The organism is Methylophaga sp. OBS3, assembly GCF_026319325.1.
In the GTDB taxonomy this organism is placed as follows: Bacteria; Pseudomonadota; Gammaproteobacteria; order Nitrosococcales; family Methylophagaceae; genus Methylophaga.
The window spans coordinates 315139-339630 of record NZ_JAPDMU010000001.1 but is presented as its reverse complement, the minus strand read 5'-3'; the positions used below and the strand labels follow the sequence as shown (position 1 = coordinate 339630).

Here is a 24492-nt window from a genome sequence, read left to right as displayed (position 1 = left end):
ACGCGAATGATAATGATTATCATGTACAATACCACCCACATTTAAAGGACATCGTGTTGCAGAATATGGAACAGCAAAAAAGTCGCGTTATTCCTGATTATCAAACAGCCACAACATTGATAGAGTTAGCTGGCTCAGGAAATATGACGAAAACGGCTGAAAAGCTTGGTACAACTAAGTCTAAGGTTAGTCGAAACCTAAAACTCATTGAGTCTAACTTGGGGCAACCATTGTTTCGGCGTGAGGCTAATCGCTTATTGCCTACTCCGGCTGGCATGGTGTTTATTGAGTATTGCCAAAAGCAATTGGCTCTCTCAGCTGACTTAGAACGTAAGTTAGAAACACTTCAGGATGAAGTTAGCGGCTTATTGTCATTAGCCATGCATGATGGTTTTACCCGAGGCTGGTTAGGTAACCTCATCAATAATTTTATGGATGAGCATCCTAAATTACGGTTATCAATACGAACGTGCTATCAAGCACCTGTCGCCACAGATATCGAAGAAATTGTGTTGTGGATCGGCCATGCCCCAGAAAATGGCTTACGCCATGAGTTGCTAGGTCACTTAACGCAGGGGATCTATGCCAGCCCAGCCTATTTAGCCACACATCAAATTGATCATCCGAGCGACTTACTACATCACGAATGGATTGATACACCAGGACAGATAGGTAGCGAAGTCGTTTTACAACATATTGATGAACAGGTCATGGCACTGAATGTTACGTTATCGAAAGTACGTGCCGATCAATTGGTATTACAGGGAGATGCCATTGTTCGTGGTAATGGTGTTGGCTTTTTTCCAAACTGGCTGGCCGAGATGCGCTTAAAAGCGCACCCCGGCACCATGGAACGTTGTTTAGCAGATTGGTCTGGTCCTAAGCTGCCGGTTTGGCTGATGTATCCCTACGGCCACTTAACGCAACGTAGCCAAGAATTCATCCGTGTCTTAAAGCAGCATATACCACTCAGTTGGCAAGATTAGCCGAGGTGTTCAACGGCAATCATGACGCCCACAAAAATCAAAATCAGACCACCAACGATTTCGGCTTTATCGCCCACTTTCTGACCGAGAACTCGGCCCAACATCACGCCGATAGTGACCATCAGGAATGTGCAAAAGCCAATCACAGCTGCAACCAGATAAATGTTGACGTTTAAAAACGCCAAGCCAACACCAACAGCCATGGCATCAATGCTGGTCGCCAACCCCGTTAATGCTAGGCGGACAATGCCCACTTTGGGCTTATCATCTTCACTTTCTTCACCATCGGCATGACCAGTTAAGCCGTTGTGAATCATATGTAAGCCAAGTGCTGACAACAACACTAACGCAATCCAATGATCCCATTCTTCTACGAAACTGGTAGCCGTTTGACCAATCAACCAACCAATTACTGGTGTAATTGCCTCGATAACGCCAAAAATCACACCAATTTTTAAAGCAGTAAAAATACTGGGTTTACGTAACGCGATCCCTTTACCAATGGCAGCTGCAAACGCGTCTGTCGACATGGCAAAACCAATAAAAATGATCGAAATAAAGCTCATGATGTTCCTGATTGAAAAGGTTTTAAGACTGTCGGCTCAACTTATTTGCCAACAAATACAGCGCGGGTAAAACCACTAACGTGAGTAAGGTTGCAGAAATGATACCGCCAACCACAACGGTTGCAAGCGGTCTTTGTACTTCGGCACCTGCGCCGGTATTTAAGGCCATCGGTAAAAATCCTAAGCTAGCAACTAATGCTGTCATCAAAACAGGTCTTAGTCGCTGCATGGCACCATCATAAGTAGCTGTTACTAATGCTAACCCCGATTCCCGTAACTGCTTGATAAATGACAACATCACGATGCCATTCAGCACAGCGATGCCTGACAACGCTATAAAACCAACCACTGCCGAAATTGATAACGGCATACCGCGTAACCACAGGGCGATAATACCGCCCGTGAGAGCAAGCGATACTCCCGAAAAGATTAATAACGCATCTCTTAAAGACTTAAAAGCACTAAACAACAGAACCAATATTAATAATAAGGTAATGGGCACAACCAACATCAAGCGTTTAGAGGCGGACTCCAACTGCTCAAAAGTACCGCCGTACTCAAACCAATAGCCTGAAGGTAAAGATAAATTATCCATCATTTGTTGCTGGGTATCGCCAATAAAAGAGCCAAGATCTCGACCACTGACATTAGCACTGATAATGACATTACGTTTACCATTTTCACGGTTAATTTGATTTGGACCATTAATCGCGACAATATCGGCAACTTCGCCAAGTGGCACGTATGACAAATCAGGATCCCCATTAGCAGGTAATGCGATAGGGAGTTTCTTCAGATAATCAACGTTTTGTCGTGACTCATCATCTAAACGAATAACCAATCGAAAACGACGGTCGCCCTCATAAATCATTCCAATATCTTTACCACCAACTGCCATTTGAACAGCATCTTGCAAAGTCACAATATCAAGCCCTAACAGCGCTAAATGGTCCCGTTGTGGCTGTATGGATAACATCGGCAAACCGGATACTTGTTCCATGCGAACATCACTAGCCCCTTCAACAGCTGATAATACCGATGTCGCTTGCTCTCCTAGAGTCTTAAGTGTGTCGAGATCATCACCATAAATATGCACAGCGACATCTGCTCTAACACCTGCGATCAACTCGTTAAAGCGCATCTCGATAGGCTGAGTAAACTCATACTTATTGCCTGGAACTGCTTCAACAACTTCACGTAATTTACTTAAGAATGCCGCTTTACTTAACGTTGGATCAGGCCATTCCTCTTGGGGCTTCATAATGAGAAAAGTATCAGCAACACTCGGTGGCATAGGATCTGTTGCAATTTCTGGCGTACCAATTTTGGAAAAGATCCGTTCAACCTCTCCCAGTTTTTTGATCTCGGTTTCAAGATGGTTTTGCATTGAAACAGACTGTTCCAGCCCTGTTCCCGTGATTCTTAGGGCATGCAGCGCAATATCACCCTCGTCTAACTTAGGCAAAAACTCACTGCCCAAACGACTGCCGACCTGCAACGCGCCAATAACTAAGATAATTGCACCAACCACCAATAAGGCTGGCATTTTTAATGCCAAGCTAAGCACTGGCGCATAGACCCTACGTGCGCCTCGCATCAATATGTTTTCTTTCTCAGAGACTTTACCAGTGACCAAAATCGCTACTGCCGCAGGCACAAAAGTCACAGCAAACAACAATGCCCCCGTTAATGCTGCAATAACAGTAAATGCCATTGGCTGAAACATTTTGCCCTCAACCCCACTGAGTGCAAATAAAGGCAAATACACAAGCATAATGATCAACACGCCAAATACGGCAGGATTAAATACTTCTCGGGTGCTATCCGTAACTACTTGTAAGCGTTCAGATAATGTCAGTAATCGATTAAAACGATGTTGTGCCTCACCCAAACGGCGTAATGCATTTTCCACAACGATAACGGCACCATCGACAACCAGACCAAAATCAATAGCACCTAGACTCATCAGATTGCCAGATACCTTGTTACTGACCATGCCGGTAAACGCAAACAACATGCTCAGCGGTATAACAAGTGCAGTTATTAATGCTGCACGGACATTACCCAGTAATAAAAACAAGATAACGATAACTAGCAGCGCCCCTTCAAACAGGTTTTTTTGGACTGTTTTGATGGTCTTTTCGACTAGCGTCGTACGGTTATAAACTGCTTCGGCAACAATGCCTTCTGGCAAGCTTTTATTCACCTGCTCAAGCTTGGCAGCTACTGCTTCGGCAACAACACGGCTATTTTCACCAAGCAGCATAAAGGCTGTACCTAATACTGTTTCCTGCCCATTCTGAGTCGCTGCACCTGTTCGTAACTGTTGGCCAAATTTAACGTCTGCGACATCTTTGACCCGAACAGGCGCATCATCCAATTTGGTGATAACAACATTACCAATGTCTTCTAAAGACTGAAGCTGCCCCGGCGATCTGACGAGCCACTGTTCTCCATGACGCTCTATATAACCGGCTCCAACATTTTGGTTATTTCGCTCAAGCGCTTCGGCAAGCTCTGACATACTCACTTTGTAGGCCAGTAATTTTCCGGGCTTTGGCGCGACTTGATATTCACGCTCATATCCACCAACGCTATTAATCTCAGTAACACCGGGAACTGTGACTAATTGAGGACGAATTATCCAATCTTGGATCGTGCGTAAATCTTCAGGACTATAGGGTTGGCCATCTGCATTGACAGCACCGGGCTTGGCACTAATTGCATAGGTAAAAATCTCACCCAAACCACTGGCAACTGGACCAAGTTTAGGTTCAGCACCGGGAGGTAATTCACCACGAATACTTTGCAGACGTTCACCAATTTGCTGACGACCAAGATAAATATCTTTATCGTCATTAAACACAACCGTGACCTGAGACAATCCATAGCGAGAAATAGAACGCGTGTATTCGAGATCAGGCAGACCAGCCATCGCATTTTCGACGACATACGTCACACGTTGCTCGGCTTCAAGTGGCGAATACCCTGTCAGTTGCGTATTGATTTGCACTTGATTGTTGGTGATATCGGGTACAGCATCAATCGGTAACTGGTTAAGGTTATAAATCCCTAACCCCGCAATCAGCAACGTCAGCAGCATTACCAGCCAACGCTGTTGAACAGCAAATCGAACAATATAATCAATCATGCTATTGCTCCTAGTGGCTGTGTGAAGCGCCGTCTTTCAACACTTCCGCTTTGAGCAAATAACTATTGTCCGTCACATATTCTGTTCCGGGTTCAAGACCACCTAATACTTCAACATAGTCTTGGTCTTTACGACCAAGCTTCACCATGCGAACTTCAAAAGTATCACCGTAACGAGCAAACACAACATCCATATCACGAAAGGTTTGTAGCGCACTGCGTTTCACAGCTAATGGCACATCTGTTTTCTCGACAGAAACTAATGCGTTGATATGCATGCCTGGTCGCCAAATACCCTCTGTATTATCAATAACAGTGCGTGCCCGAGCGATATGACCGCCAGTCATTTTGGGTGAAATGTATTCGATTTTCCCTTCAGCAGATTCATGACCGTGTAAATCTGAAACCGTTACTGGCATGCCCGTTTTAAGTTGCTCAATATCTTGTGGAAACATCGATAAGTCGACCCAAACTTTGCTGAGGTCACTGATTTGCAACAAACGACCAATAGATGAATGATCGCCAGCTTTGACCAGCCGGATAGTCACTTCGCCATTTGCAGGGCTGGTTACAGCATAGGTTTGTAACGTCTGCTGATTACGAACTGTCAGTAATTTCTGACCTTTACCTACTTTATCGCCCGTTTTGACATGTACTGCTTCCACAATACCCGGGTAAGGCGCGTGAATATTAAACAAGCGATCTTCTGCAACGGCAATCACGCCAAATAAAGCATTACGAACATGAATTGTCTGCGATCCTGCAGTTTCAGTTTGAATACCCGATGCTTTGATAGTTCTTGGCGTTAATTCTGCTCGCCCTTCAAAACTTTCAAAGTGCCAATGATAGTCTTCACCTTGGTAATTTGCGTTCACTTCTACTTCGAAAGAATGCGGTTCGACGACTTCGGTATCACCCAATAAATAATCAGCTTCTGGGCTGAAATCGATGAGATCCTGCTGTCCGCCTGTTCTATTGAGATTCACTGTCATCATAACCTCATCAGGGTTTAGCGGACTTCCATCTTTTGAATAAGGATAAACACGCATTTCTGGTGGAATCCCCGACTCAAAAATAGTCACTTCCAGATTAAGCACATCACTTTCCAGTAATCTACCGCCATGGGGTCCCTCCGCAAGCTCTTCATGAGCCGCATCATCATGAGCATGTCCACCTGCAGCAAATAACGGCGTATGAAACAACAGTGCCAAAACAAATAAATATGACTTCATGATTTATTCCTCATTTGTCATTTGAGAATTAAGGCTTCTGCCACTCAAACGCTCTAATTCAAGATACTGGAGATGCACAGCGGTTTGCGCCTCGATAATTTCGCGCTCAACAGCGAATAACTCGGTTTGAGCATCCACCCATTGCAAAACACCATATTGTCCAAGTTCATAGCCCTTGGCAGTGCTAGCTAATAACGACTTGGCTACGGGTTGAAGATTAGTTTTTAATGCCGTTACCAAGGCTGTGTTATTGGTCATTGCCATGTGAATTTCTCGCAATGCCATGATGACTTGGTTATTAGTTAACGCAACTTCCTGTAATTCCTGCTCATACATGGCGTTGGCGCGAGCAATATTGCCCTGATTAGGGTTATTGATCTGCAAGGGCATCGAAAAACTAAATACCAGCGCATTGTCATTAGTTGCTTCCATTCGGCGAATACCTGCACCAACAGTGATATCAGCAACCGCATTGGCCTCGGCTAATGCAATTTGCGCCGTTCTTAAACGACTCAGTGCTTGTACTCGAAGATACTGTGGTGTTTGTTCAACAGCAGATGCCAGCTGGCTAAAATCAGGCAATGCCGGTAATGCAGCGAGATCGCCCGCAAGCTCGGTAAAATCCACTTCACCTAACCAATTCGCCGCTAACTTTTGATACGCCAACTCGCGTTCGTTGATTAATTGTTGCTGACGATTTTCAGCACGGCTTAACCTGAGCTGCATTCGTAAAACATCGGCATCACCAACCACACCAGCACGAGCTCGGCGTTGAATAACCTCAACCGCCGTTTTTTGCTCTGAGATACGTCGCTGATTCCAAGCCAACATGGCATCAACTCTCAGCGCCTGATAATAATCCCGAAGTGTCTCAGCAACGACATCCATTCTTTGCACTTCGTATTGCTGTTGTAATACTGGCACTTGGGCGTTCGCCACATTTATTCTCTGCTGACGTTTATCGCCCATCTCAATTAACTGACTCAACGAAAGTGTCAACTCTGCACCCGCTAAAAAACGGCTATTACCAGAGCCAAAAACGTTTTCTAAATCAGCTTGTAATACTGGGTTTGGATTAAGACCAGCTTGTAAAGCATCAGCCTCTAAAGCTCGTTGCTGGTATGGAAACTGTTGTAACGCAGGACTAAAACGTAAGGTCTTTTCAACCGCTTTTGCTGTCGTTAAAACCTCAGCAAAAGCCAGATTAATTGGTGCGATACACAACCATAAAATACCGAACAACCACTGAGGTCGTGTACGGCAGAAGATTTGCCTGAACATAGTTCAACTCCATAAAACTGAGTGTTTTGACTCAGCAAACAAAAATTAGAATTTGGTTTTATGGATTAGGCGTTGGGTGGTGGGATCGGTGGCGCATAAGACAATAGAGCTAATCGTTGGCTAAGCTCAGGAGCCGTCGCCTGAACATTTTCGTCAACGAGTTCTGCTCGATAATCGACCAAATCACCAATCATATGAAGATGGAAGTGATGTTCATGCTCGGTGTCTTGCTGATTAGGCGCATGTTCATGTTGATGCTGGCTTGGACTATGGTAATGCAATAAACCCGCCTCATCAGAATGATGATGTTCGCCAATATGCAGATACGCGCTGGCACTGCTGGTAAATACCAAACAGAGCACCAAAAAAGCGACACGCATAATGGAAAACGACTGTGTCATACATTTACCCAAATCAAGACCACATCATCTTAGCGGTTTATATCAGTACTTTGCAAAATGTCCGATTTAAGATAATCACCTATTTTGCTGTCCGCGAAGAAACAACATGTAACCAATCAAGGACAGGCAGGTTAACCCGATTAAAGATGGAAACATCATCGTCACCGCAGAATAATGTTCGAGAGCCAACAAGATGAATAAGTTCCGTGATGCAAACAGCGCAAAAAATACAGCTGATTCAGTGTAAGGGTCTCGATTAATCTTTCGAATTGTCGGGATAAAACCACTCAAGTCGACCAAGCTGAGAATAATCAATGCATAAAGTGGTTCGCTAGTGAAGTACCACAGCGGCAAGGCTAATAGGGTAAAAGCAAAAGCCAGCCTATCTTTGTTATCAATATGCGTGTCAGTGCGAAAGTAAAAAGCTAAAGATGCAACCGCTAAAGTCAATAAGGCCGATACACCAACAGGCCATGCGCCAACGCCCGCGCCATCACCCAACTGCGCGATAAAAATGACTGTTGTCGCGATCCCCCAAATTAACCACGAAATAACATGTGGCCGCACTTGTTTTCGCACTATCTGAAAAAAATACGGCACAAAAGCGAACAGGGTTAGCGCAATAGCAACTTGGCTAAAAAGGAGTTTTGTCACACTAGCCAACTTCTACTTGAGTAATTAAAAGTAAAGGTTTGGGGATTTTAAATCGTGTTCTCAATTTCATGCTAGGCTTGGCTTTTATTTTTTCTAAACGCTGTCTAATACGGATTGTATGCAACACTATTTAATACTCGCACTACTGCTTCTGACCAGCTTCACAGCTTCAGCCAACCCTACTTTTCAACATCCAGCGCTCGCCGCAAGTCCGACCCCAGAAGGTGCTGATGTTGCACTTTATGTTATCGATAGCAAGACTGGTAAAACGGTATACGCTGAGCGCGCTGATCATTTCCAGCAACCTGCGAGTCTTCAAAAATTGGTTACAGGTTTAGCCGCAAAACTTTATTTGCCAAAAGATTTTCGTTTTGAAACCACTCTTGAAACCAATAAAAACGATGTCATTTTTCGGTTCAGCGGTGACCCACGTTTTACCCGTACTCACCTGAGAACACTAATCGATCGCCTTAAAATCCATACCAGCACAATTACTGGCAACTTATATTTAAATGGTAGTGCTTTTGATGATTATGAGCGTGCCATTGGTGTGCCTTGGGACATTATGGGTGTTTGTTACAGCGCACCATCAAGTGCCTTATCAATGAATGGCAACTGTGTTTACGGCAAACTGTCAGCAACCTCAGAGCCCCCCATTACGGCTGTCAAAGCCACTGCATCAGACTTGGTCTCAATGGATGCCGGCAATATGATCCTGATGGAAGGCTTAAATACCGACAACATCGACTGTGAACCGAAATTATCAGCCAACGATAACAATGAATACACTGTCGGAGGCTGTGTTGGTACCCATCGTCTTCCAGTCAGTTTTCATCTGGCCGTACAAAATCCAACAGAGCTAATGATCAAAGTCCTGTACGAAGAATTAAAACGTGCTGGCATTACACTGAATGGCGCGATCATTCGGAATGATCTGGTGAAAGGTGAAGTTATCGCCCGCCATCAGTCAGATCCATTACCTGAGTTAGTCGATGAAATGGTGCAAAAATCGGATAACTTGATCGCTGATAACTTGCTTAAAACTATGGGTAGACTGTATTTCAAGCAACCAGGTAGCTTTGAAAACGGTGCAGCGGCAGTCAAAGCGATTCTTAAAGAAAAAGCCAATGTGAATCTAGCTGATGCTGTGATTGTTGATGGCTCAGGTTTATCACGTAATAACCGAATGACACCAAAGCACTTGATGCAAGTTGTGCAGTATATTTTTAATCACCCCGAAGCCGGCATGGTTGAAACACTGCCGGTATCGGGTGTTTCTGGGACATTACGTTGGCGTCCAAGTGTTGTAAATGCGCCGTTAAAAGGCCAAATCGCTGCGAAAACAGGTTCACTGTACGGCGTTTATAATTTGGCTGGTCGCATAAAAACCAGCTCGGGTAAGTCGCTATTGTTTGTACAAATTATTAGTAACTATCATCCATCCAGTAAAAACCGTAATGTCGCACGAAAACCTATTCGCGTATTTGAACGTGATTTCTACGAAGGTCTATACAACAAGCATTAATTCAAAAAAGCCCCGTTAATACGGGGCTTTTTTATGACACTGTTATCTACAAGAAGCCATTTTAAGCGACAGAGTAAAGCATGACATCAACTTGGTTTCGGCCACTTTTTTTGGCTCGATAAAGGCAATCATCAGCTTGTTTTATTAATGCATCCAATGAATCTGCTCCACCACGAGAGTCGGCAACACCCAGACTGGCACTTAACGTCAAAGAAGCAATTTCGGGGAAGTTATTGACCATGCCATAGATACGTTCTCGGATTCTTTCTGCAACCACCTCAGCAGTATCCGTGGTGGTATCGGGCATAAATAAAATAAATTCTTCGCCGCCCCAACGCGCTAATACATCGCCATCACGCAATGAGACCTGTAATTGCTGTGCCGTTGCCTGTAAAACTCGGTCACCAAATAAATGACCATGTTGGTCATTAAGCTTTTTGAAGAAATCTAAATCTATCATGATGATAGCGGCAGGCAGTTTTTCATGACGACAATGCTGCCAAAGGGTTTTGACTTGCTCCTGAAATGCACGCCGGTTATTAAGCCCGGTTAATGGGTCTTTTCGCGCTTGCTCTTCAGCAAAAATACGTTTGATTTCGCCACGCCGGAATTGATCTGCTAAAGCTAAGGCTAATAACAAAGCTTCGATGACCATTCCCACTTCAGCACTACGGTAAGCCCATACTGAATATGGCAACACATTCCAAATTGTCATCACCGTAACAGCAGCACAAATGGCAACAATCGTTGTGGCTGGCAGAAAATATTTGGCTGATGGATTACCAGCCTTAAATGCCAACACCCCAATCACAATCATCAATACCGAATAAATAAAGGTGTATACAAAGCCCAGAACTAAAGCCGTTTGTATCTGTTGCAGGTAATACGCCGCCCCAAATGCTATTAGGATGGCGATTGTTATTCCGACGACAATCCAAAACAGCTTAGGCAGGGTTTTTCGAATATTTAAAAAACAACAAGCAAACAACATCATGGCGACACCGCCAGCGATCATTAACACCGGGTTCGACCATTGTTGCCAGTAGGTATTGTCAGGCCAAAACCAACGAAAACCATGTCCGGTATATGACAGGTTGAGTGCGATATAGGTCAGTAAATAAATCGTATAAGCTAGGTGTGGAACGCTGCGTAAACTGACAAATAACATCAGGTTGTAGAACGCTAAAGCGCCTAACACGCCATATAAAATTCCGTAGCTGTAATCTTCAATCTCAAACCGTTTTGCAAAGGTTTTACGGTCATTAAGAAAAATGGGTAACAACATGGGATCTGTACCAGCCACCCGAACATAGATTTCGGTTAAGCCCGGTTCAAAATCGTAATCAACTACGTAAAAACGACTGTCTACCGGTCGGTCAGTCTGAACCAACTCATCACCCATGGCATATTTAGCGAGTTGGTTGTCATCTTGATAGATGTAAATCGATAAAGCATTAAGCCAGGATGTTTCGATTGAGAAGATCTTTTCAACTGACTTTTCAGTGGGATTATCAATGCTGAACTTTAACCAAAGAGGCGATGAAATCATGCCAAAGCTAAGAATATTCTCACCAAGTCTCACACCGCCATTTTCATCAAATAGCGAACGGGCTTCATCAATTGCCAAGTGTTCGCCTGGCTCAAAAAAGACTTCAGCATATTGGCCGATGGCATCTGTACTGACCCGGCTAACAGGTATCGGATCAGCATAAGAAACGCTGCTTATCAAAAGCAACATCATTAGCAATAATGGTTTGGAAAAATCTTTAAACACAATAACCTGCAAGACAAACCTAACAAAATTTAAGGGTTTCTGAGGCTTGCTAACAGTCAAAGAAACAAGCCAGCATCATAGCACAGCCAAGTTTGAGTCCGACCGGCAGCTGCTCACAAAACGCTTTTTCAGGAATCCAAATTACTTGTTTAATTTGAAGACTACTACATCACGCTAACATTGACTAATTTTCAAGCCAGCGAGACAATCACGCAGAAATTTTTAAGAAGTGGCTATGTCCAACTTTTCCCACCAGCAATTGAATTATTTTATCGCCAGAATTTGGCGAGCTGGTCTATCGGGTCTATTTCTACTTAGTATCGGCTTATTACATTCTGCAACACTATCAATTGGTAACAGCATTACCTCAGCGCAGAATGAAGCAGAAGTTGCTAGCCAGGTATTTCATCGTGAAATTCAACGTAGTGGTCAAAATAGTCAGCTCGATGTTGCCGGCAATGATCACGATCCCTCTTCTGATTTACCGTTACTCCATCAGCAGCAATTACAGTTATGCTGTTCGCTGCACGACCCAACCACACAGCAGTTAAGTACTGTTCGTGTTGGTCTTATCGCTTATTTCTTACCGGAGCCACGCGCTGCACCTCAAGCAAATTTCGCCTGATTTATAACGAAATTTTTTGAGGATGAAATATGCAAACCCTATTAAGACGGGCTGTTATTTACAGCTTGGTTATTGTTATTGGCTTGCTCAGCGCATTGCCAAGTCTTTTATCAGAGCAAACCCGAGACTTTCTGCCAGATTGGTATAGCAACAACACCCTTTCGCTTGGATTAGATCTTCGTGGTGGTTCCCATTTACTGCTCGCTATCGACACAGAGACACTATTACAAAACGAACATGAACAATTAACCAATCAAATGGTTGATGTGTTACGTGAAGCACGCCTGTTTATCGAAAAACCAGTTAGCAACAGCCACGGCGTTAAATTAACGCCTAAAAATCCAGAGCAACTTTCGCAACTTGAAAAACTAGTAAAGCCGTTATTGACGGAACCTAATGGTGGCTTGGATCTGTATCAACTTGATGAAACGGATAATAGCGTCATCATTCGTGCGACTAAAGCCTACCGTGCCAGCTTAATCAAAGATGCAACGGATCAAAGCTTGCAAGTGGTAAGACAGCGTCTTGATGAAACTGGGCTAACAGAACCAAGTATCAGTCGCCAAGGTGAAGACAGCATTATCGTGCAACTGCCTGGTGTTGATGATCCGGAATATCTAAAAAACCTGTTGGGGACTACGGCCAAAATGACCTTTCATTGGGCCTCTGACGGCACTGAAGACCTAGCAGACTTGCTGACATTTCATGATAAAGACAAACAAACCTATCAACTTGAGCAACGTGTCGCACTTGAGGGCAAACATATTCAAGATGCTCAACTGATATTTAGCCAAGAAACGCAGCAGCCTGTTGTTAGCTTTACCTTGGATCGTGATGGTGCTCGCCAATTTGCCGAGATGACTGAAAAAAATATTGGGCGGCAACTAGCGATTTTACTTGATGATGAAGTCGTCACTGCCCCTGTTATTCGTAGTGTCATTGCCGGTGGTCGTGGTGAAATCAGTGGCCAATTTACAGTCAGTGAAGCCAATTCACTCGCGGTATTGTTACGTGCCGGTGCATTACCTGCGCCACTTAATGTGATTGAAGAGCGAACGGTTGGCCCAGATCTAGGTAGTGATGCAATCAAAATGGGCGTCATTACCGGTTTGATTGGTGCGGCACTAGTCTTTGCATTTATGTTGGTTATTTATGGCGGTTGGGGATTAATCGCCTGCACCAGCTTGGCTATCAATATCGGCCTTATCTTTGGTGTTTTGAGCCTGCTTGGCGCCACACTCACTTTGCCAGGTATTGCTGGGATCATTCTGAGTATTGGTATGGCGGTTGATGCCAATATTCTGATAAACGAACGTATTCGTGAAGAATCAGATCGTGGTCAATCAGCATTTAAATCGTTGGATGCTGGCTTTCGTCGTGCTTACAGCACAATTTTAGATGCTAACCTCACAACCCTCATCGCAATCAGCCTGCTGTTTTTATTTGGTAGCGGCCCGGTTCGTGGCTTTGCGATTGCCATGGCGATTGGCTTATTAACCTCAATGTTTACGGCTATCGCCGTCACGCGTCTCATCATGGAGTGGCGTGTAAGCAAGTTTCCTAAAGGCAAACGACTGGCGATTTCAGGTATCAAAGCCATTGATAAACTGAGCAGCAAAACACATAACTTTATGCGTGGTCGCTACTTTGGGCTTATTGCCTCGGCAGTGTTGTCACTCGCGTCTATTGGTTTGTTTATTCAGCCAGGTTTGCATTACGGAATCGACTTTAGCGGTGGCAGCATTATTGAAGTCCATGCTCCAGATAGCACAGTAGGTGAGCTTCGTGATGCACTCGCAGCAGAGCAAATGTCGCAAGTAACACTGCAAGAGTTTGGCAAAGACGGTAATTATCTACTACGTATTCCAACCGAAGAAACTTCAACAATGGCCAGTGATGAGCAGATTAGTCATTTGAAATCTGCCGTTCAGTCAGTCTCAACAGAAGCAACATTTCCTCGCGTTGAAATGGTCGGCCCTAAAGTGAGTGGTGATTTTAAAGATGCCACTATTTTAGCTATCATTCTGGCGGGAATGGGTATGCTGGCTTATCTTTGGATACGATTTGAATATCACTTTGCGATGGCAGCCACCATCACTATTGCCTTGGATTTAACCAAAACAATTGGTTTTTTTGCCTTGACTGGCGTGGAGTTTAATTTAACCGCTGTAGCAGCACTTCTGGCGTTAATTGGTTACTCAGTTAATGACAAAGTGGTGGTATTTGATAGGGTTCGTGAAAACTTGCGAGCGACGCCTGACAAGCCAATGTTGCAAGTGCTCAATGAGAGTATCTCATCGACGTTAACACGTACTGTATTTACCTCGGTGACGACCTTCTTAGCGCTTATTCCGATGGCGATTGCAGGTGGTGCCGCTGTAGCCAGCTTTGTATTACCGATGTTGTTCGGTATTGTGATTGGCACAAGTTCGTCGGTGTTTATTGCAGCACCTATCCTGTATTTGCTGGCCCAAAAAAGAAAGCAAAAAGGACAGCGACAGTTAAGACTGTCTCCAGAAGAGATGCAACGTAAACTGGATGCTATTTTATAAACCATAGAAACAAAAAAGCCGGCTATGCCGGCTTTTTTCATCATGATGATAGGTCTTACTGGTTAACCCACTCACCTTGTGCATTACGGCAAGCTGTACCTTTCACCACATCACGCTGACCATCAATATAGACATCCATATCGTATTCACGGCATGGACGATCATTTGTTTCATAAGTGCGTGTTGGCGTCACACTGTATTGGGCACCGGTATCTGGATTGTTCCAACTACTAGTACGACCAGTTGGATAGGTTTCCAGCGCATCATTAGCACGGCGACGGTCTAATTCATCCATTTCAGCGCCAATGTGGCTGCCCAACGCGGCACCCAATAATGAGCCTGCAATAATAGCTGCGGTGCGACCTTTACCACCACCGACATTTGAGCCCAAGACACCACCCGCAACACCACCGACGGCACCGCCAACAGTCGATTTATTCATATTTTGGCAACCAGCCAGTGTAAGCGTCACAGCTAAGGCAGTAATCAACGTTAATTTTGCTTTCATAGCTTTTCCTCTTTGTTTTGATGACTTTTATCGGATCGCATCATGTCTATATTCTACTTTGACCAGTGAAATGGAGACTAGGTCACAGCTCACAGTCTCAGCGCTTTGGTGATGGCCTAAGACAGATTGGCTAGCCAGTTTGGACCACCTAATTTGCGTTGTTGCTGCAAATTCCATTGGGCACGTTGATATAAGTGACTGGCAGGACGCGCCGGATCGTATCGCAATGGACTTGGTAACGTTGCAGCAAGCAGAGCCGCTTGCATCGGTGACAGCTGTGTCGCTGATTTACCAAAATGATACTGGCTAGCAGCTTCTAGCCCGAAAATACCCGGCCCCCACTCGGCAATATTGAGATAGATTTCGAGGATCCGTTGTTTACCCCAGATAAACTCAATCAGCACAGTAAACCAAGCTTCGATACCTTTACGAACCCAACTACGTCCAGTCCATAAATACATATTACGGGCGACTTGCTGACTAATAGTGCTGGCACCACGTAACTCACCGCGACGTTCTCTTTCTTTTAATGCTTGCTGAATTGCATCAACATCAAAACCAATATGTTTTGGAAAGCGCTGATCTTCTGAAGTCACCACGGCCAGTGCCGCATGTTTTGGAATAGTGTCCCAATCTAACCATTCTTTTCGAATCGGATAATCATAATCGGGCGATAACCAACGGTCGGCAATGACCATTGTCACTGGCGGGTTTAACCATTTAAACGGCAGTACGACTAAGATGCTGAGCACAAATAGGCCAGCAATCATGATCAATAGATAACGCATTAAACGGCGAAAAAATTTTCGTAACACGGTGACCGTATTCTCAAGAAAAATAGGTGGGCATCATACGATAAAAGCGAAAGCTCGCTAACAATATCTATCCTTAAAGTCGTAATTGGGCATTTAACTGGTCAACCACTTCCGCCCAATCCGAGTCTTCTGCGAGACACTCACGGATAAATGCGGCTTGAGCTGGCGTCCAAAATGGCGCATTTTCAATGGTTTCATATTCTTGCAAACGATGCAGATGAATAAACCGGCGAATTGCCTGAGGGTCGTTATCCAAGCCTAACTGTGTAAACAGGTTCTCCAACGTATGAAACTGGTTATCCATGCTTTTCTCCTCACTAATGTAAGGTTCAGCCTACCCAAAGACGATGATTATTCCAAACGGCGAAGCAGCAACATCGGAGAAACGGTTAACACAGGTCTCAATTGCAAACGCCCAAGCAACGCTAAAATCACACTACTCATTAATGGCAAGAAAACGACCACCGGCCAATGCCATCGGAATTCGCCTTCAAACATACGATATTGTAATGCCCATACTGCGGCTTCGGCTGCAAACACCCCAACTAAGCCCGCAAAGAATCCAATCAAAGCAAACTCAATCATAGTGGCATTAACCAATAATTGTTGCCTCGCGCCCAAGGTTCGCATTAACGCACCCTCTCGCTGCCGCTCACTCATAGTGGCACTCACCACGGAAACCATTACGGCCACAGCAGCCAGCAAAATAAGTAATAAAATCGCTTCAACTGCCTGTGTGACTTGCTGAATGATTTCTTGAATACGCTCAATAATGTGATCAATTTCTAACACCGAAACCGTTGGAAACTGTCTGACAAAATCATTCAAAACTGTTTTATCGCCCGGCGGTAAATAAAAACTACTTAAGTAGGTTGCCGATAAAGGCTTGAGCGGACCATTTTCAGGGAACATGATAAAAAAGTTAGGCTGCATTGAGTCCCATTGCACACTTCGAATACTGGTTACTGTTGCTGAGAACTGCTCGCTACCTGCAGTAAAGCCCAGTTGATCGCCAATCTTAATGCCCAAAGATTCTGCTAATGATTGCTCAATCGATAACTCATCGGTTGCGTCAGCGTCATACCACTCGCCTTCCACAATTTTATTATCTTCCGGATAATTTGATGCCGAGGTTAGGTTTAATTCACGCCGCAGTTCATCATCGTCAGGATTAAGCGCCACGTCTTGTGCTGGCTCACCACGAATTTCTGTCAATCTACCGCGAACCATCGGATATAAAGGGCTGCGTGACAACGCCTCGGTACTTAAGAAATCATCAACGTCTTGCACCATTTCAGGGGCAATATTCACAAGGAAATGATTAGGTGCATCTTCAGGCAATTGCGCCTGCCAATCAGCTAATAATGACGAACGCACTAATATCAGTGTTGCTGCCAACATCATGGTCATGGCAAACACAGCAAGCTGTGACAAAGTCGCTTGCTGATGGCGGTGTAAAGCCACAATAGCACTTCGCCATGCAGAACTGCCTCCAGCCATAGTTCGAATGCTGCGAACAAATACCCAGCCAACCAAGACAATCACCAGCAGTAAGACACCAAGCCCAGTTAACAATGACAAGACCAGTTTTAACTCGCCAGCAAAAAGCCACAGCAAACCAAACACCAGGATGCTTGCTACCAACAGATCTTTGGCTAAAAAGCCTTTATCCATAGCTGGCAAACTTCGTAGCACCTGCATGGTTGATGTCAGACGAAGTCTATCAATTGGAGGTAAGGCAAAAGCTATCAACACAAGAATCGCGGTTAGTAAGGCAGGCCACAAAGAAGCGACATCAATCACAAAGTTGAGTGGTTGCTCCATCAGCTGTGCTGTCATTGAGGCAAGTAACCACGCAAATGGTATGGCGATTAATAATCCCAAGACGGTCGCCGATACGCCCCAAACCAGCAGTCTCACAAAATATAACTGTCGGATAACGCCACTTGTAACACCTAACGCTTTTAATAAAGCCACGGTATCTCGTTGATGAAGTGCATATTCACGACTGGCAACCGCAATAGCAACAACGGCTAATAACACAGCAAGACTGCCACCCAACATCAAGAAGTTTTCTGCTTTATTCAGTGATTCACCAAGGCTCTCACCATCTTTGGCCGTTCGCCAACGATAATCACCACTATCAATAACCGGCTGTGCTTGCGTTTCAAATGCACTGAGCTGAGCTTCATCACCCGCCAATAATAAACGGTGACGCACCCGACTCCCCGGCTGAATAACATTGGTCGCAGCCACATCATCGATATGCATCATTGCCCGTGGTGCAAAGGCTGACAGACTAAACCCACTATCAGGTTCACGTAACAGCAAACCACTAACTTTCAGCGATGACTGACCAATAGTTACCTCATCCCCCACCGAGATTTCCAACAAACGCATTAAGCGGGGATTTAACCAAATCTCGCCAGCTTGTGGCCCTTGTTGCAGCATGGTTCTTGAAGCATCAAAGTTTTCTTGCCACTCAATTTCCCCTCGAAGCGGATACTGACTATCGACCGCTTTTACCGAGGCTAATTGAAATAAATCGCCAACCGATAACATCGTTGAAAACTGACTTATTTCACTGGCTTGCAAACCAGTTTGCTCAGCAAGTTGTCGCCATTGGTCAGCGACAGGTTCCGTACTTCGCGAACTCATTTGCCTATCAGCCGCTAAAAAGCTACTGGCTGATTGCAACAAGGTTTGCTGCAAATGGCTGGCAAATAAATTGATGGTCGCAACGGTGGCAACAGCAATGATCACCGCAGCCAAAATAACTTTAACCTGACGTAAACGAATATCTCGCAAAATCGCGGCTTGTTTGAGCGCTTTTATCATGATGTTTTTACGCGACCGGCATCTATTTGGAATTGTTTGTCACAACGTTCGGCTAACTGGTCATCGTGGGTCACCATAACCAAGGTCGTACCTTGCTGCTGATTGAGCGTCATCAACAAATCCGTGATTTGTGCACCGGTTTGTGTATCAAGATTACCGGTCGGCTCATCCGCAAATAACACACGAGGAGTGACTGCAAAAGCTCTGGCAATTGCCACCCTTTGTTGTTCACCACCTGAAAGCTGTCTTGGTGTGTGTTGTAACCGGTTACCCAAACCAACCTGTTCAAGTAATTCCATTGCTTGCTGTTTGGCGTAATCAATACCGGCCAGCTCAAGCGGCAGCAAGACATTTTCTAAAGCGGTCAGTGACGGTAACAATTGAAATGATTGAAATACAAAACCAACACGGTCAGCACGTAACTTGGCTCGTTCATCTTCGCTCAAAGTATTTATCTGCTCGCCATCCAGATAAATCGCACCGCTGGTGGGCACATCCAATCCAGCCATCAAACCCAGTAATGTCGTTTTACCAGAGCCACTTTTACCGACTATGGCTGCTGATTCTCCGCGTACTATTTGCAGCGAAACATCCTGTAAAATCTGTAAGGGTTCGCCACCCGGTGAGACCACGTGATTGACCGAATGAATATCTATCATGCAGTCATCAGCACTTTTTATTGGTCTATCAATGGTCATTGTTACCTCTTGGAAAAGTATGTTTGGCTATGAGAACCCGATTATTACTACAAAAGTTCATTTCTTTACTGACTTTAACCTATCTATTGTTAGCGCCAGCGGCGTATGCAGACGATAACAAAACAATGCTGGTTTTAGGTGACAGTCTCAGTGCCGCCTATGGCATCGACAATGATGCTGGTTGGGTCAACCTGCTTCGCCAAAAATTGCAGTCTGAAGCGGGAGACTGGCAAGTAGTTAATGCCAGTATCAGCGGTGAAACAACTGATGGCGGTTTACGCCGCCTACCGGCCCTGCTCGATAAACACAATCCCGGAATTGTGGTTATTGCCCTCGGAGGCAATGATGGTTTACGCGGCTTTCAACCTTCGGCTATCAAACAGCGTTTAGCTGACATGATTCAATTAGCCCAAGCGGATGCCCGTGTGCTGTTATTAGGTATCGAAATCCCACCCAATTACGGGGCCGCCTATACCCAAGCTTTTCGTAACATCTATAGCAGTTTGGCTGAACAGTACGATACGGCTTTATTGCCATTTATGTTGGTCGATATCTATGACGATGAAGGCATGATGCAGGCGGATGGTATTCATCCAACCGCAGCGGCTCAACCCAAAATTCTGGATAATATTTGGCCAGCATTGGCCAGTTTATTAGACTGACTGTAACGCTCCACTTGCAAGAAAGCTGTCATCAAGGCGTGGAACCGCATCCAATAATGTTCGCGTGTAATCACTTGTTGGCGTTTGCATAACCGTACGAGTTTCGCCAGTTTCTACAAACTTAGCTTGATGCATGACCAACATTCGATCAGCTAAATAATCGACTACACCCATGTTGTGGGTGATGAACAGCATGCCAATATTTTCTTCATCAACCAATTGACGTAATAACTTCAAAATACCGGCCTGCACTGAAACATCTAAAGCAGAGGTGATTTCATCACAGAGAATAAACTTTGGCTCTAACACCAAAGCACGGGCGATAGCCAAACGTTGACGCTGACCACCAGAAAACTCATGAGGATATCGCCAAAGACTATCTGCTGGCATTTCCACACGCTCTAAAAATTTTGCCGCCCTATCTGTTCGCTCGGCATCATCCTGACCAATACCATGCACTCGCATAGGCTCTACCAACGAGGTATGAATCGGTAACCGTGGGTTTAAACTCGCACCAGGATCTTGAAATACAACTTGCATTTGGCGACGTAGTGGACGAATTTCTTTTGACGTTAGGTGGGTAATGTTTTGCCCATTTAACAAAATCTCGCCATGGGTAACATCTTGGAGTCTAAGGATCGCTCTGCCTAAGGTTGTTTTGCCACAACCAGACTCGCCAACTAGCGCGACAATTTCTCCAGCATTCACAGAGAAAGACACACCATCCACCGCGCGAAAATGATCAACTACACGTCGCATAATGCCTCGACGTACAGGGAAGTGTACGGCGAGATCTTTAACTTCTAATAACGCTTGAGGGTGTTTTTCTGGACGCTTTGGTCTTGGTAATCTCTCAGGTAATGCAGCAATCAAACTTTGCGTATAAGGATGTTGTGGGTTTCGGAGTAAATCGGCAGTTGCCCCTGTTTCAACCAACTCTCCATAACGCATAACCCCCACTTTATCGGCAATTTTCGCAACCACACCAAAATCATGGGTAATGAATAACATGCCCATCCCATAACGCTGTTGCAGCTCTTTCATCAGCTTAAGGATTTCGGCCTGAACGGTTACATCCAAAGCCGTAGTCGGTTCATCTGCAATCAATAACGCTGGCTCACAGATGAGCGCCATGGCGATCATGACACGTTGCCTTTGACCACCAGATAAACGGTGCGGATATTCGCGAATCCGACTTTCAGGCTCTGGGATACGTACTTCAGTTAGCGCTTCAAGCACACATTGTTTACGCTTTTCTGCCGACCAGTCAGGCCGGTGCAACTGCAAAGCTTCATCAAGTTGCTCACCAATTGTCTGAACTGGATTCAGAGAGGTCATTGGCTCTTGAAAGATCATGGCAATTTTACTGCCGCGAATCTGACGCATTTGTTCGTTATCGGCACCTAATACCGATAAACCATCTGGATGCTCATCCGTAAATAAACGAACACTACCCTCAGGGTGGCGAAAGCGCTTTTCCGGCAACAAGCCCATGATGGATAATGCCGTGACAGATTTACCACTACCTGACTCACCTACCAAACAATAGGTTTCGCCGGGCATGATACTTAAGCTGAGCTGCTTAACGACTGACTTCCACTGCCCTTCACCACCGAGATCAGTGCTCAGATTATTGATTTCGAGCAGCTTCATGCCTGACGGCTCCGGTTGGTGTGTGGATCAACCGCATCACGCAAAGCCTCACCTAGTAGGTTATAAGCAAACACTGTCATGAAGATTGCGCCACCAGGAAATACCGCAAGCCACCAATTAAAAGTTGATGACTGCACAGCTTGATTCAACAGTTGGCCCCAAGATGGATCGTCAATTAAACCAAGCCCCAAGAAGCTCAACGTTGCTTCAGCCAAAATCGCAGAAGCCACACCGAAGCTAGTGGCAACCAGTAAGGGTGCTAAACCATTTGGCAACATATGCCTAAACAGAATCGATCGAAGCGGCAAACCACAAGCAACGGCAGCTTGCACAAAATCTTGCTGACGAAGTTTTAAGAACTCGGCGCGAACATAACGGGCGTAACCGGACCATGCGGTAATCCCGATAATCACCATCATCATATAAATAGAGCGTCCGAAAAACGCCACGAAGGATAACAGTAAAAATAAAGTCGGGATGGCTTCAAAAATTTCAACAAGGCGCATCCCAATCATATCGATGATGCCTGAGAAATAGCCCATCAGACCACCAATAATGGTGCCGATTACCAAGGCAATACCGGTTGCTATAAACCCGATACCCAAAGCAATACGTGAAGCATGAATCATCCTTGAGGCCACATCAGCGCCGTTTTCATCAGTACCCAACCAATGCGTCCGCCCCTCGGCTTCAAGTGGTGCCTCAATGCCGGTATCAGCATAGTCTCGCAAATAATCTTTTGCCGAATATGGGATAGGCGCATAAATCACGCTATCTATCTTTCCTTCAGCCTGCATTTCTCGATATTGCTCATAGATAACCAAGTTAGGTGGCGCAACAAACAAATTAGCAATGACCGAACTGATTAAAACCAACCCAAACCAAACCACCAACTTTTGCCATAGCGGCCTAGCCCACTTCAACACCACTAACACTGCTAGAAACGCAGATAACCAAACCCAGTCTTGTACTGACAAATGACGCATCAGCGGACTCGATGACTGTCCATCCACCACCATATAAAGCGGATGGCTACTGGCTAAGAACGGCGAAAATGTGGCGATAAATACCAGAATGCCAATCCAAATAATGCCTAAACGTGCACTATGACGTTTTAGTAACGCCGATAACACCTGTTTTATCCATGGCTTTGTGGGTTGTTGTGCAAGTTTTGCTGATGTTTGCTCAGTCATAACTCACCCTCGGATCGACGATGGCGTAGGCAATATCAGCCAACAAATAACCAATTAAGGTCAGTACACCAGAAATTAACGTGACCGATAGCACTAGCTCTCTATCTCGAGTCTGTACTGCTTCAACCGCGAGCTTACCCATACCATCGATACTAAAAATACTCTCTACAATCACAGAGCCCGCCAACAAACTTGGTAGTAGCGTTGCGGATACGGTAATGAGCGGTAACAATGAGTTTCGAAACACATGTCGCCACAATACCGATTCCTCATCAACACCTTTGGCTCTGGCCGTTCGGGCATAATCGGCAGCTAGGTTCTCTAATAATGAAGAGCGAGTGAGTTTTGCCAAGAAAGCCAAACCACCATATGACAACGCAATGATTGGCAAAACCAAGTGCCAGAAACGGTCAAACAAATAGCCTTTTTGTAATGCAGTGACACCAAAAGCCGCTGCCAAACCAAGGCCTAATGCGAGGCCTAATGTGCCCGCGATAATAAGTCGCATGGGTAAGTTCTGCAGGCCACACAACAAACGCATTAATGCCGCCAACACCAACATTAAAAAGACATGTAGCAAGCTAAACCATTGACCTTGCAGATCGGTCGCCATCATAAAACCTAAAACAGCGCCTAAACCAAGACCTAACCACTGTCGGTGCATTGTCTTGAGGTAACGCACAGCTTGAATCAATAGCAAAGTGATGACGGCAACACAGGCAAACACAATTAATACATCAGTAAAGCTTGAAAATAATGGCAGGAAAGTTTCACTCGCAGTTTCTCGGCGCATTAAGCCACCGGTTGGGAACCATCGCCAATACTGCTCAGAAGCAAAAAAACCAATAAATAAAACGCCCGCCAGCATACTCGGTACCGACCAAAGCGCTAATAGGAAAATATTAGAGCTAACGTCAAAACGCCCGCCTCTATCTCGCGCCGCTTGAACACCAATACCAATCGCCAAAGCATAAATAAGGGGTATCGAAATGAGGTTAAGCAACAAGGTGATGGGAAGTCGCTCAGCCAGCAAGTCAGTTACCGGTCGGCCATAACGAAAACTGGTGCCCAAATCGATGCCCTTCCACAATGAAAAAGCGCCCATAGTGCCATCTGGATTTCGTTCAAAGCCAATTGGGGAAATATTGTTTAACCAACGAGCGTATTGAACCGGTGCTGGCTGATCGAGCCCATAAAGTTTGTTGTAGTACTCTTCTAGCGCTTGACGGCTCTGAGGTTCCAATTCCATACCGTCAACCAAAGATTGGGCACTAATACCGCCTGGTGCCGCAGCCATCACCACAAATACGACCAGTGTGATACCCAGCAAGGTGGGTACCATAAGCAATAGTCGGCGTAATAAGTAATTCAGCATTAAA

The 24492-nt window shown here is 45.0% G+C and carries 20 protein-coding genes; 5 read left to right on the top strand and 15 right to left on the bottom strand.

What is annotated here, in order from left to right; all coding sequences use genetic code 11:
* Positions 1–65 precede the first annotated feature (65 nt).
* Entirely contained in the window at positions 66–986 is a 921-nt protein-coding gene (locus OMP94_RS01645) for a LysR family transcriptional regulator (RefSeq protein WP_266275278.1), read from the top strand.
* On the opposite strand, the gene OMP94_RS01640 is transcribed toward OMP94_RS01645, so the two are convergent.
* The 6 genes from OMP94_RS01640 to OMP94_RS01615 form a co-directional block, all read right to left on the bottom strand.
* Entirely contained in the window at positions 983–1552 is a 570-nt protein-coding gene (locus tag OMP94_RS01640; RefSeq protein ID WP_266275276.1) for a manganese efflux pump MntP family protein, read from the bottom strand. The genes OMP94_RS01645 and OMP94_RS01640 overlap by 4 nt on opposite strands.
* Positions 1553–1574: 22 nt before the next feature.
* Positions 1575–4703 carry an efflux RND transporter permease subunit gene (locus OMP94_RS01635; RefSeq protein WP_266275274.1) on the bottom strand — a complete coding sequence of 1043 codons (3129 nt, stop codon included), beginning with the start codon at positions 4701–4703 and terminating at the stop codon, positions 1575–1577.
* Between the two features lie 10 nt (positions 4704–4713).
* Positions 4714–5934, bottom strand: a complete 1221-nt coding sequence (locus tag OMP94_RS01630) for an efflux RND transporter periplasmic adaptor subunit (RefSeq protein WP_266275272.1) — start codon at positions 5932–5934, stop codon at positions 4714–4716.
* 3 nt (positions 5935–5937) lie between these two features.
* Positions 5938–7215, bottom strand: a complete 1278-nt coding sequence (locus OMP94_RS01625; protein ID WP_266275270.1) for a TolC family protein — start codon at positions 7213–7215, stop codon at positions 5938–5940.
* A gap of 65 nt (positions 7216–7280) precedes the next feature.
* Positions 7281–7616, bottom strand: coding sequence for a hypothetical protein (locus tag OMP94_RS01620; RefSeq protein WP_266275268.1), 336 nt, complete (start codon positions 7614–7616; stop codon positions 7281–7283).
* 75 nt (positions 7617–7691) lie between these two features.
* Positions 7692–8183 (bottom strand): hypothetical protein, encoded by a 492-nt coding sequence (locus tag OMP94_RS01615; RefSeq protein WP_266275266.1) that lies wholly within the window; start codon positions 8181–8183, stop codon positions 7692–7694.
* A gap of 205 nt (positions 8184–8388) precedes the next feature.
* Between OMP94_RS01615 and dacB the strand changes: the two genes are divergently transcribed.
* Positions 8389–9795, top strand: a complete 1407-nt coding sequence (dacB, locus tag OMP94_RS01610; protein ID WP_266275264.1) for a D-alanyl-D-alanine carboxypeptidase/D-alanyl-D-alanine-endopeptidase — start codon at positions 8389–8391, stop codon at positions 9793–9795.
* A 61-nt stretch (positions 9796–9856) separates the two neighbouring features.
* Here dacB and OMP94_RS01605 read toward each other — a convergent pair whose 3' ends face one another.
* Positions 9857–11569, bottom strand: coding sequence for a diguanylate cyclase (locus tag OMP94_RS01605; RefSeq protein ID WP_266275262.1), 1713 nt, complete (start codon positions 11567–11569; stop codon positions 9857–9859).
* Between the two features lie 235 nt (positions 11570–11804).
* On the opposite strand from OMP94_RS01605, the gene OMP94_RS01600 reads away from it, so the two are divergent.
* A complete protein-coding gene (locus OMP94_RS01600; RefSeq protein ID WP_266275257.1) occupies positions 11805–12194 on the top strand; it encodes a hypothetical protein in 390 nt (129 codons plus the stop codon).
* A gap of 29 nt (positions 12195–12223) precedes the next feature.
* Complete coding sequence (secD, locus tag OMP94_RS01595; protein WP_266275255.1) at positions 12224–14746, top strand: protein translocase subunit SecD; 2523 nt, start codon at positions 12224–12226, stop codon at positions 14744–14746.
* A gap of 55 nt (positions 14747–14801) precedes the next feature.
* Here secD and OMP94_RS01590 read toward each other — a convergent pair whose 3' ends face one another.
* The 5 genes from OMP94_RS01590 to OMP94_RS01570 all read right to left on the bottom strand — a co-directional run bounded on the left by OMP94_RS01590 (position 14802) and on the right by OMP94_RS01570 (position 19605).
* Positions 14802–15254 carry an RT0821/Lpp0805 family surface protein gene (locus OMP94_RS01590; RefSeq protein ID WP_266275253.1) on the bottom strand — a complete coding sequence of 151 codons (453 nt, stop codon included), beginning with the start codon at positions 15252–15254 and terminating at the stop codon, positions 14802–14804.
* Between the two features lie 116 nt (positions 15255–15370).
* Positions 15371–16069, bottom strand: a complete 699-nt coding sequence (gene mtgA, locus OMP94_RS01585) for a monofunctional biosynthetic peptidoglycan transglycosylase (RefSeq protein WP_266275251.1) — start codon at positions 16067–16069, stop codon at positions 15371–15373.
* Positions 16070–16142: 73 nt separating this feature from the next.
* The gene (locus tag OMP94_RS01580) at positions 16143–16373 is read right to left on the bottom strand and encodes a DUF2789 domain-containing protein (protein ID WP_266275246.1); all 231 of its coding nucleotides are present in this window, start codon (positions 16371–16373) and stop codon (positions 16143–16145) included.
* Positions 16374–16420: 47 nt separating this feature from the next.
* A complete protein-coding gene (locus OMP94_RS01575; protein WP_266275244.1) occupies positions 16421–18907 on the bottom strand; it encodes an ABC transporter permease in 2487 nt (828 codons plus the stop codon).
* Positions 18904–19605, bottom strand: a complete 702-nt coding sequence (locus OMP94_RS01570) for an ABC transporter ATP-binding protein (RefSeq protein WP_266275242.1) — start codon at positions 19603–19605, stop codon at positions 18904–18906. The genes OMP94_RS01575 and OMP94_RS01570 overlap by 4 nt, the downstream gene beginning before the upstream one ends.
* Positions 19606–19634: 29 nt before the next feature.
* Between OMP94_RS01570 and OMP94_RS01565 the strand changes: the two genes are divergently transcribed.
* Positions 19635–20267, top strand: a complete 633-nt coding sequence (locus tag OMP94_RS01565) for an arylesterase (protein WP_266275237.1) — start codon at positions 19635–19637, stop codon at positions 20265–20267.
* Here the strand turns inward: OMP94_RS01565 and OMP94_RS01560 are convergent.
* The 3 genes from OMP94_RS01560 to OMP94_RS01550 are packed head-to-tail and all read right to left on the bottom strand — an operon-like array spanning position 20259 to position 24488.
* Positions 20259–21920 carry an ABC transporter ATP-binding protein gene (locus OMP94_RS01560; RefSeq protein WP_266275235.1) on the bottom strand — a complete coding sequence of 554 codons (1662 nt, stop codon included), beginning with the start codon at positions 21918–21920 and terminating at the stop codon, positions 20259–20261. The two genes, OMP94_RS01565 and OMP94_RS01560, sit on opposite strands and share 9 nt — an antisense overlap.
* A complete protein-coding gene (locus tag OMP94_RS01555; protein ID WP_266275233.1) occupies positions 21917–23113 on the bottom strand; it encodes an ABC transporter permease in 1197 nt (398 codons plus the stop codon). Before OMP94_RS01555 ends, OMP94_RS01560 begins: the two co-directional genes overlap by 4 nt.
* Positions 23106–24488, bottom strand: coding sequence for an ABC transporter permease (locus OMP94_RS01550; RefSeq protein ID WP_266275231.1), 1383 nt, complete (start codon positions 24486–24488; stop codon positions 23106–23108). The genes OMP94_RS01555 and OMP94_RS01550 overlap by 8 nt, the downstream gene beginning before the upstream one ends.
* Positions 24489–24492 lie beyond the last annotated feature (4 nt).

Coding starts and splice junctions, on each gene's coding strand:
- OMP94_RS01645 (WP_266275278.1), top strand. CDS start 66: ATGGAACAGCAAAAAAGTCGCGTTATTCCTGATTATCAAACAGCCACA.
- OMP94_RS01640 (WP_266275276.1), bottom strand. CDS start 1,552: ATGAGCTTTATTTCGATCATTTTTATTGGTTTTGCCATGTCGACAGAC.
- OMP94_RS01635 (WP_266275274.1), bottom strand. CDS start 4,703: ATGATTGATTATATTGTTCGATTTGCTGTTCAACAGCGTTGGCTGGTA.
- OMP94_RS01630 (WP_266275272.1), bottom strand. CDS start 5,934: ATGAAGTCATATTTATTTGTTTTGGCACTGTTGTTTCATACGCCGTTA.
- OMP94_RS01625 (WP_266275270.1), bottom strand. CDS start 7,215: ATGTTCAGGCAAATCTTCTGCCGTACACGACCTCAGTGGTTGTTCGGT.
- OMP94_RS01620 (WP_266275268.1), bottom strand. CDS start 7,616: ATGACACAGTCGTTTTCCATTATGCGTGTCGCTTTTTTGGTGCTCTGT.
- dacB (WP_266275264.1), top strand. CDS start 8,389: ATGCAACACTATTTAATACTCGCACTACTGCTTCTGACCAGCTTCACA.
- OMP94_RS01600 (WP_266275257.1), top strand. CDS start 11,805: ATGTCCAACTTTTCCCACCAGCAATTGAATTATTTTATCGCCAGAATT.
- secD (WP_266275255.1), top strand. CDS start 12,224: ATGCAAACCCTATTAAGACGGGCTGTTATTTACAGCTTGGTTATTGTT.
- OMP94_RS01590 (WP_266275253.1), bottom strand. CDS start 15,254: ATGAAAGCAAAATTAACGTTGATTACTGCCTTAGCTGTGACGCTTACA.
- OMP94_RS01580 (WP_266275246.1), bottom strand. CDS start 16,373: ATGGATAACCAGTTTCATACGTTGGAGAACCTGTTTACACAGTTAGGC.
- OMP94_RS01575 (WP_266275244.1), bottom strand. CDS start 18,907: ATGATAAAAGCGCTCAAACAAGCCGCGATTTTGCGAGATATTCGTTTA.
- OMP94_RS01570 (WP_266275242.1), bottom strand. CDS start 19,605: ATGACCATTGATAGACCAATAAAAAGTGCTGATGACTGCATGATAGAT.
- OMP94_RS01565 (WP_266275237.1), top strand. CDS start 19,635: ATGAGAACCCGATTATTACTACAAAAGTTCATTTCTTTACTGACTTTA.
- OMP94_RS01560 (WP_266275235.1), bottom strand. CDS start 21,920: ATGAAGCTGCTCGAAATCAATAATCTGAGCACTGATCTCGGTGGTGAA.
- OMP94_RS01555 (WP_266275233.1), bottom strand. CDS start 23,113: ATGACTGAGCAAACATCAGCAAAACTTGCACAACAACCCACAAAGCCA.
- OMP94_RS01550 (WP_266275231.1), bottom strand. CDS start 24,488: ATGCTGAATTACTTATTACGCCGACTATTGCTTATGGTACCCACCTTG.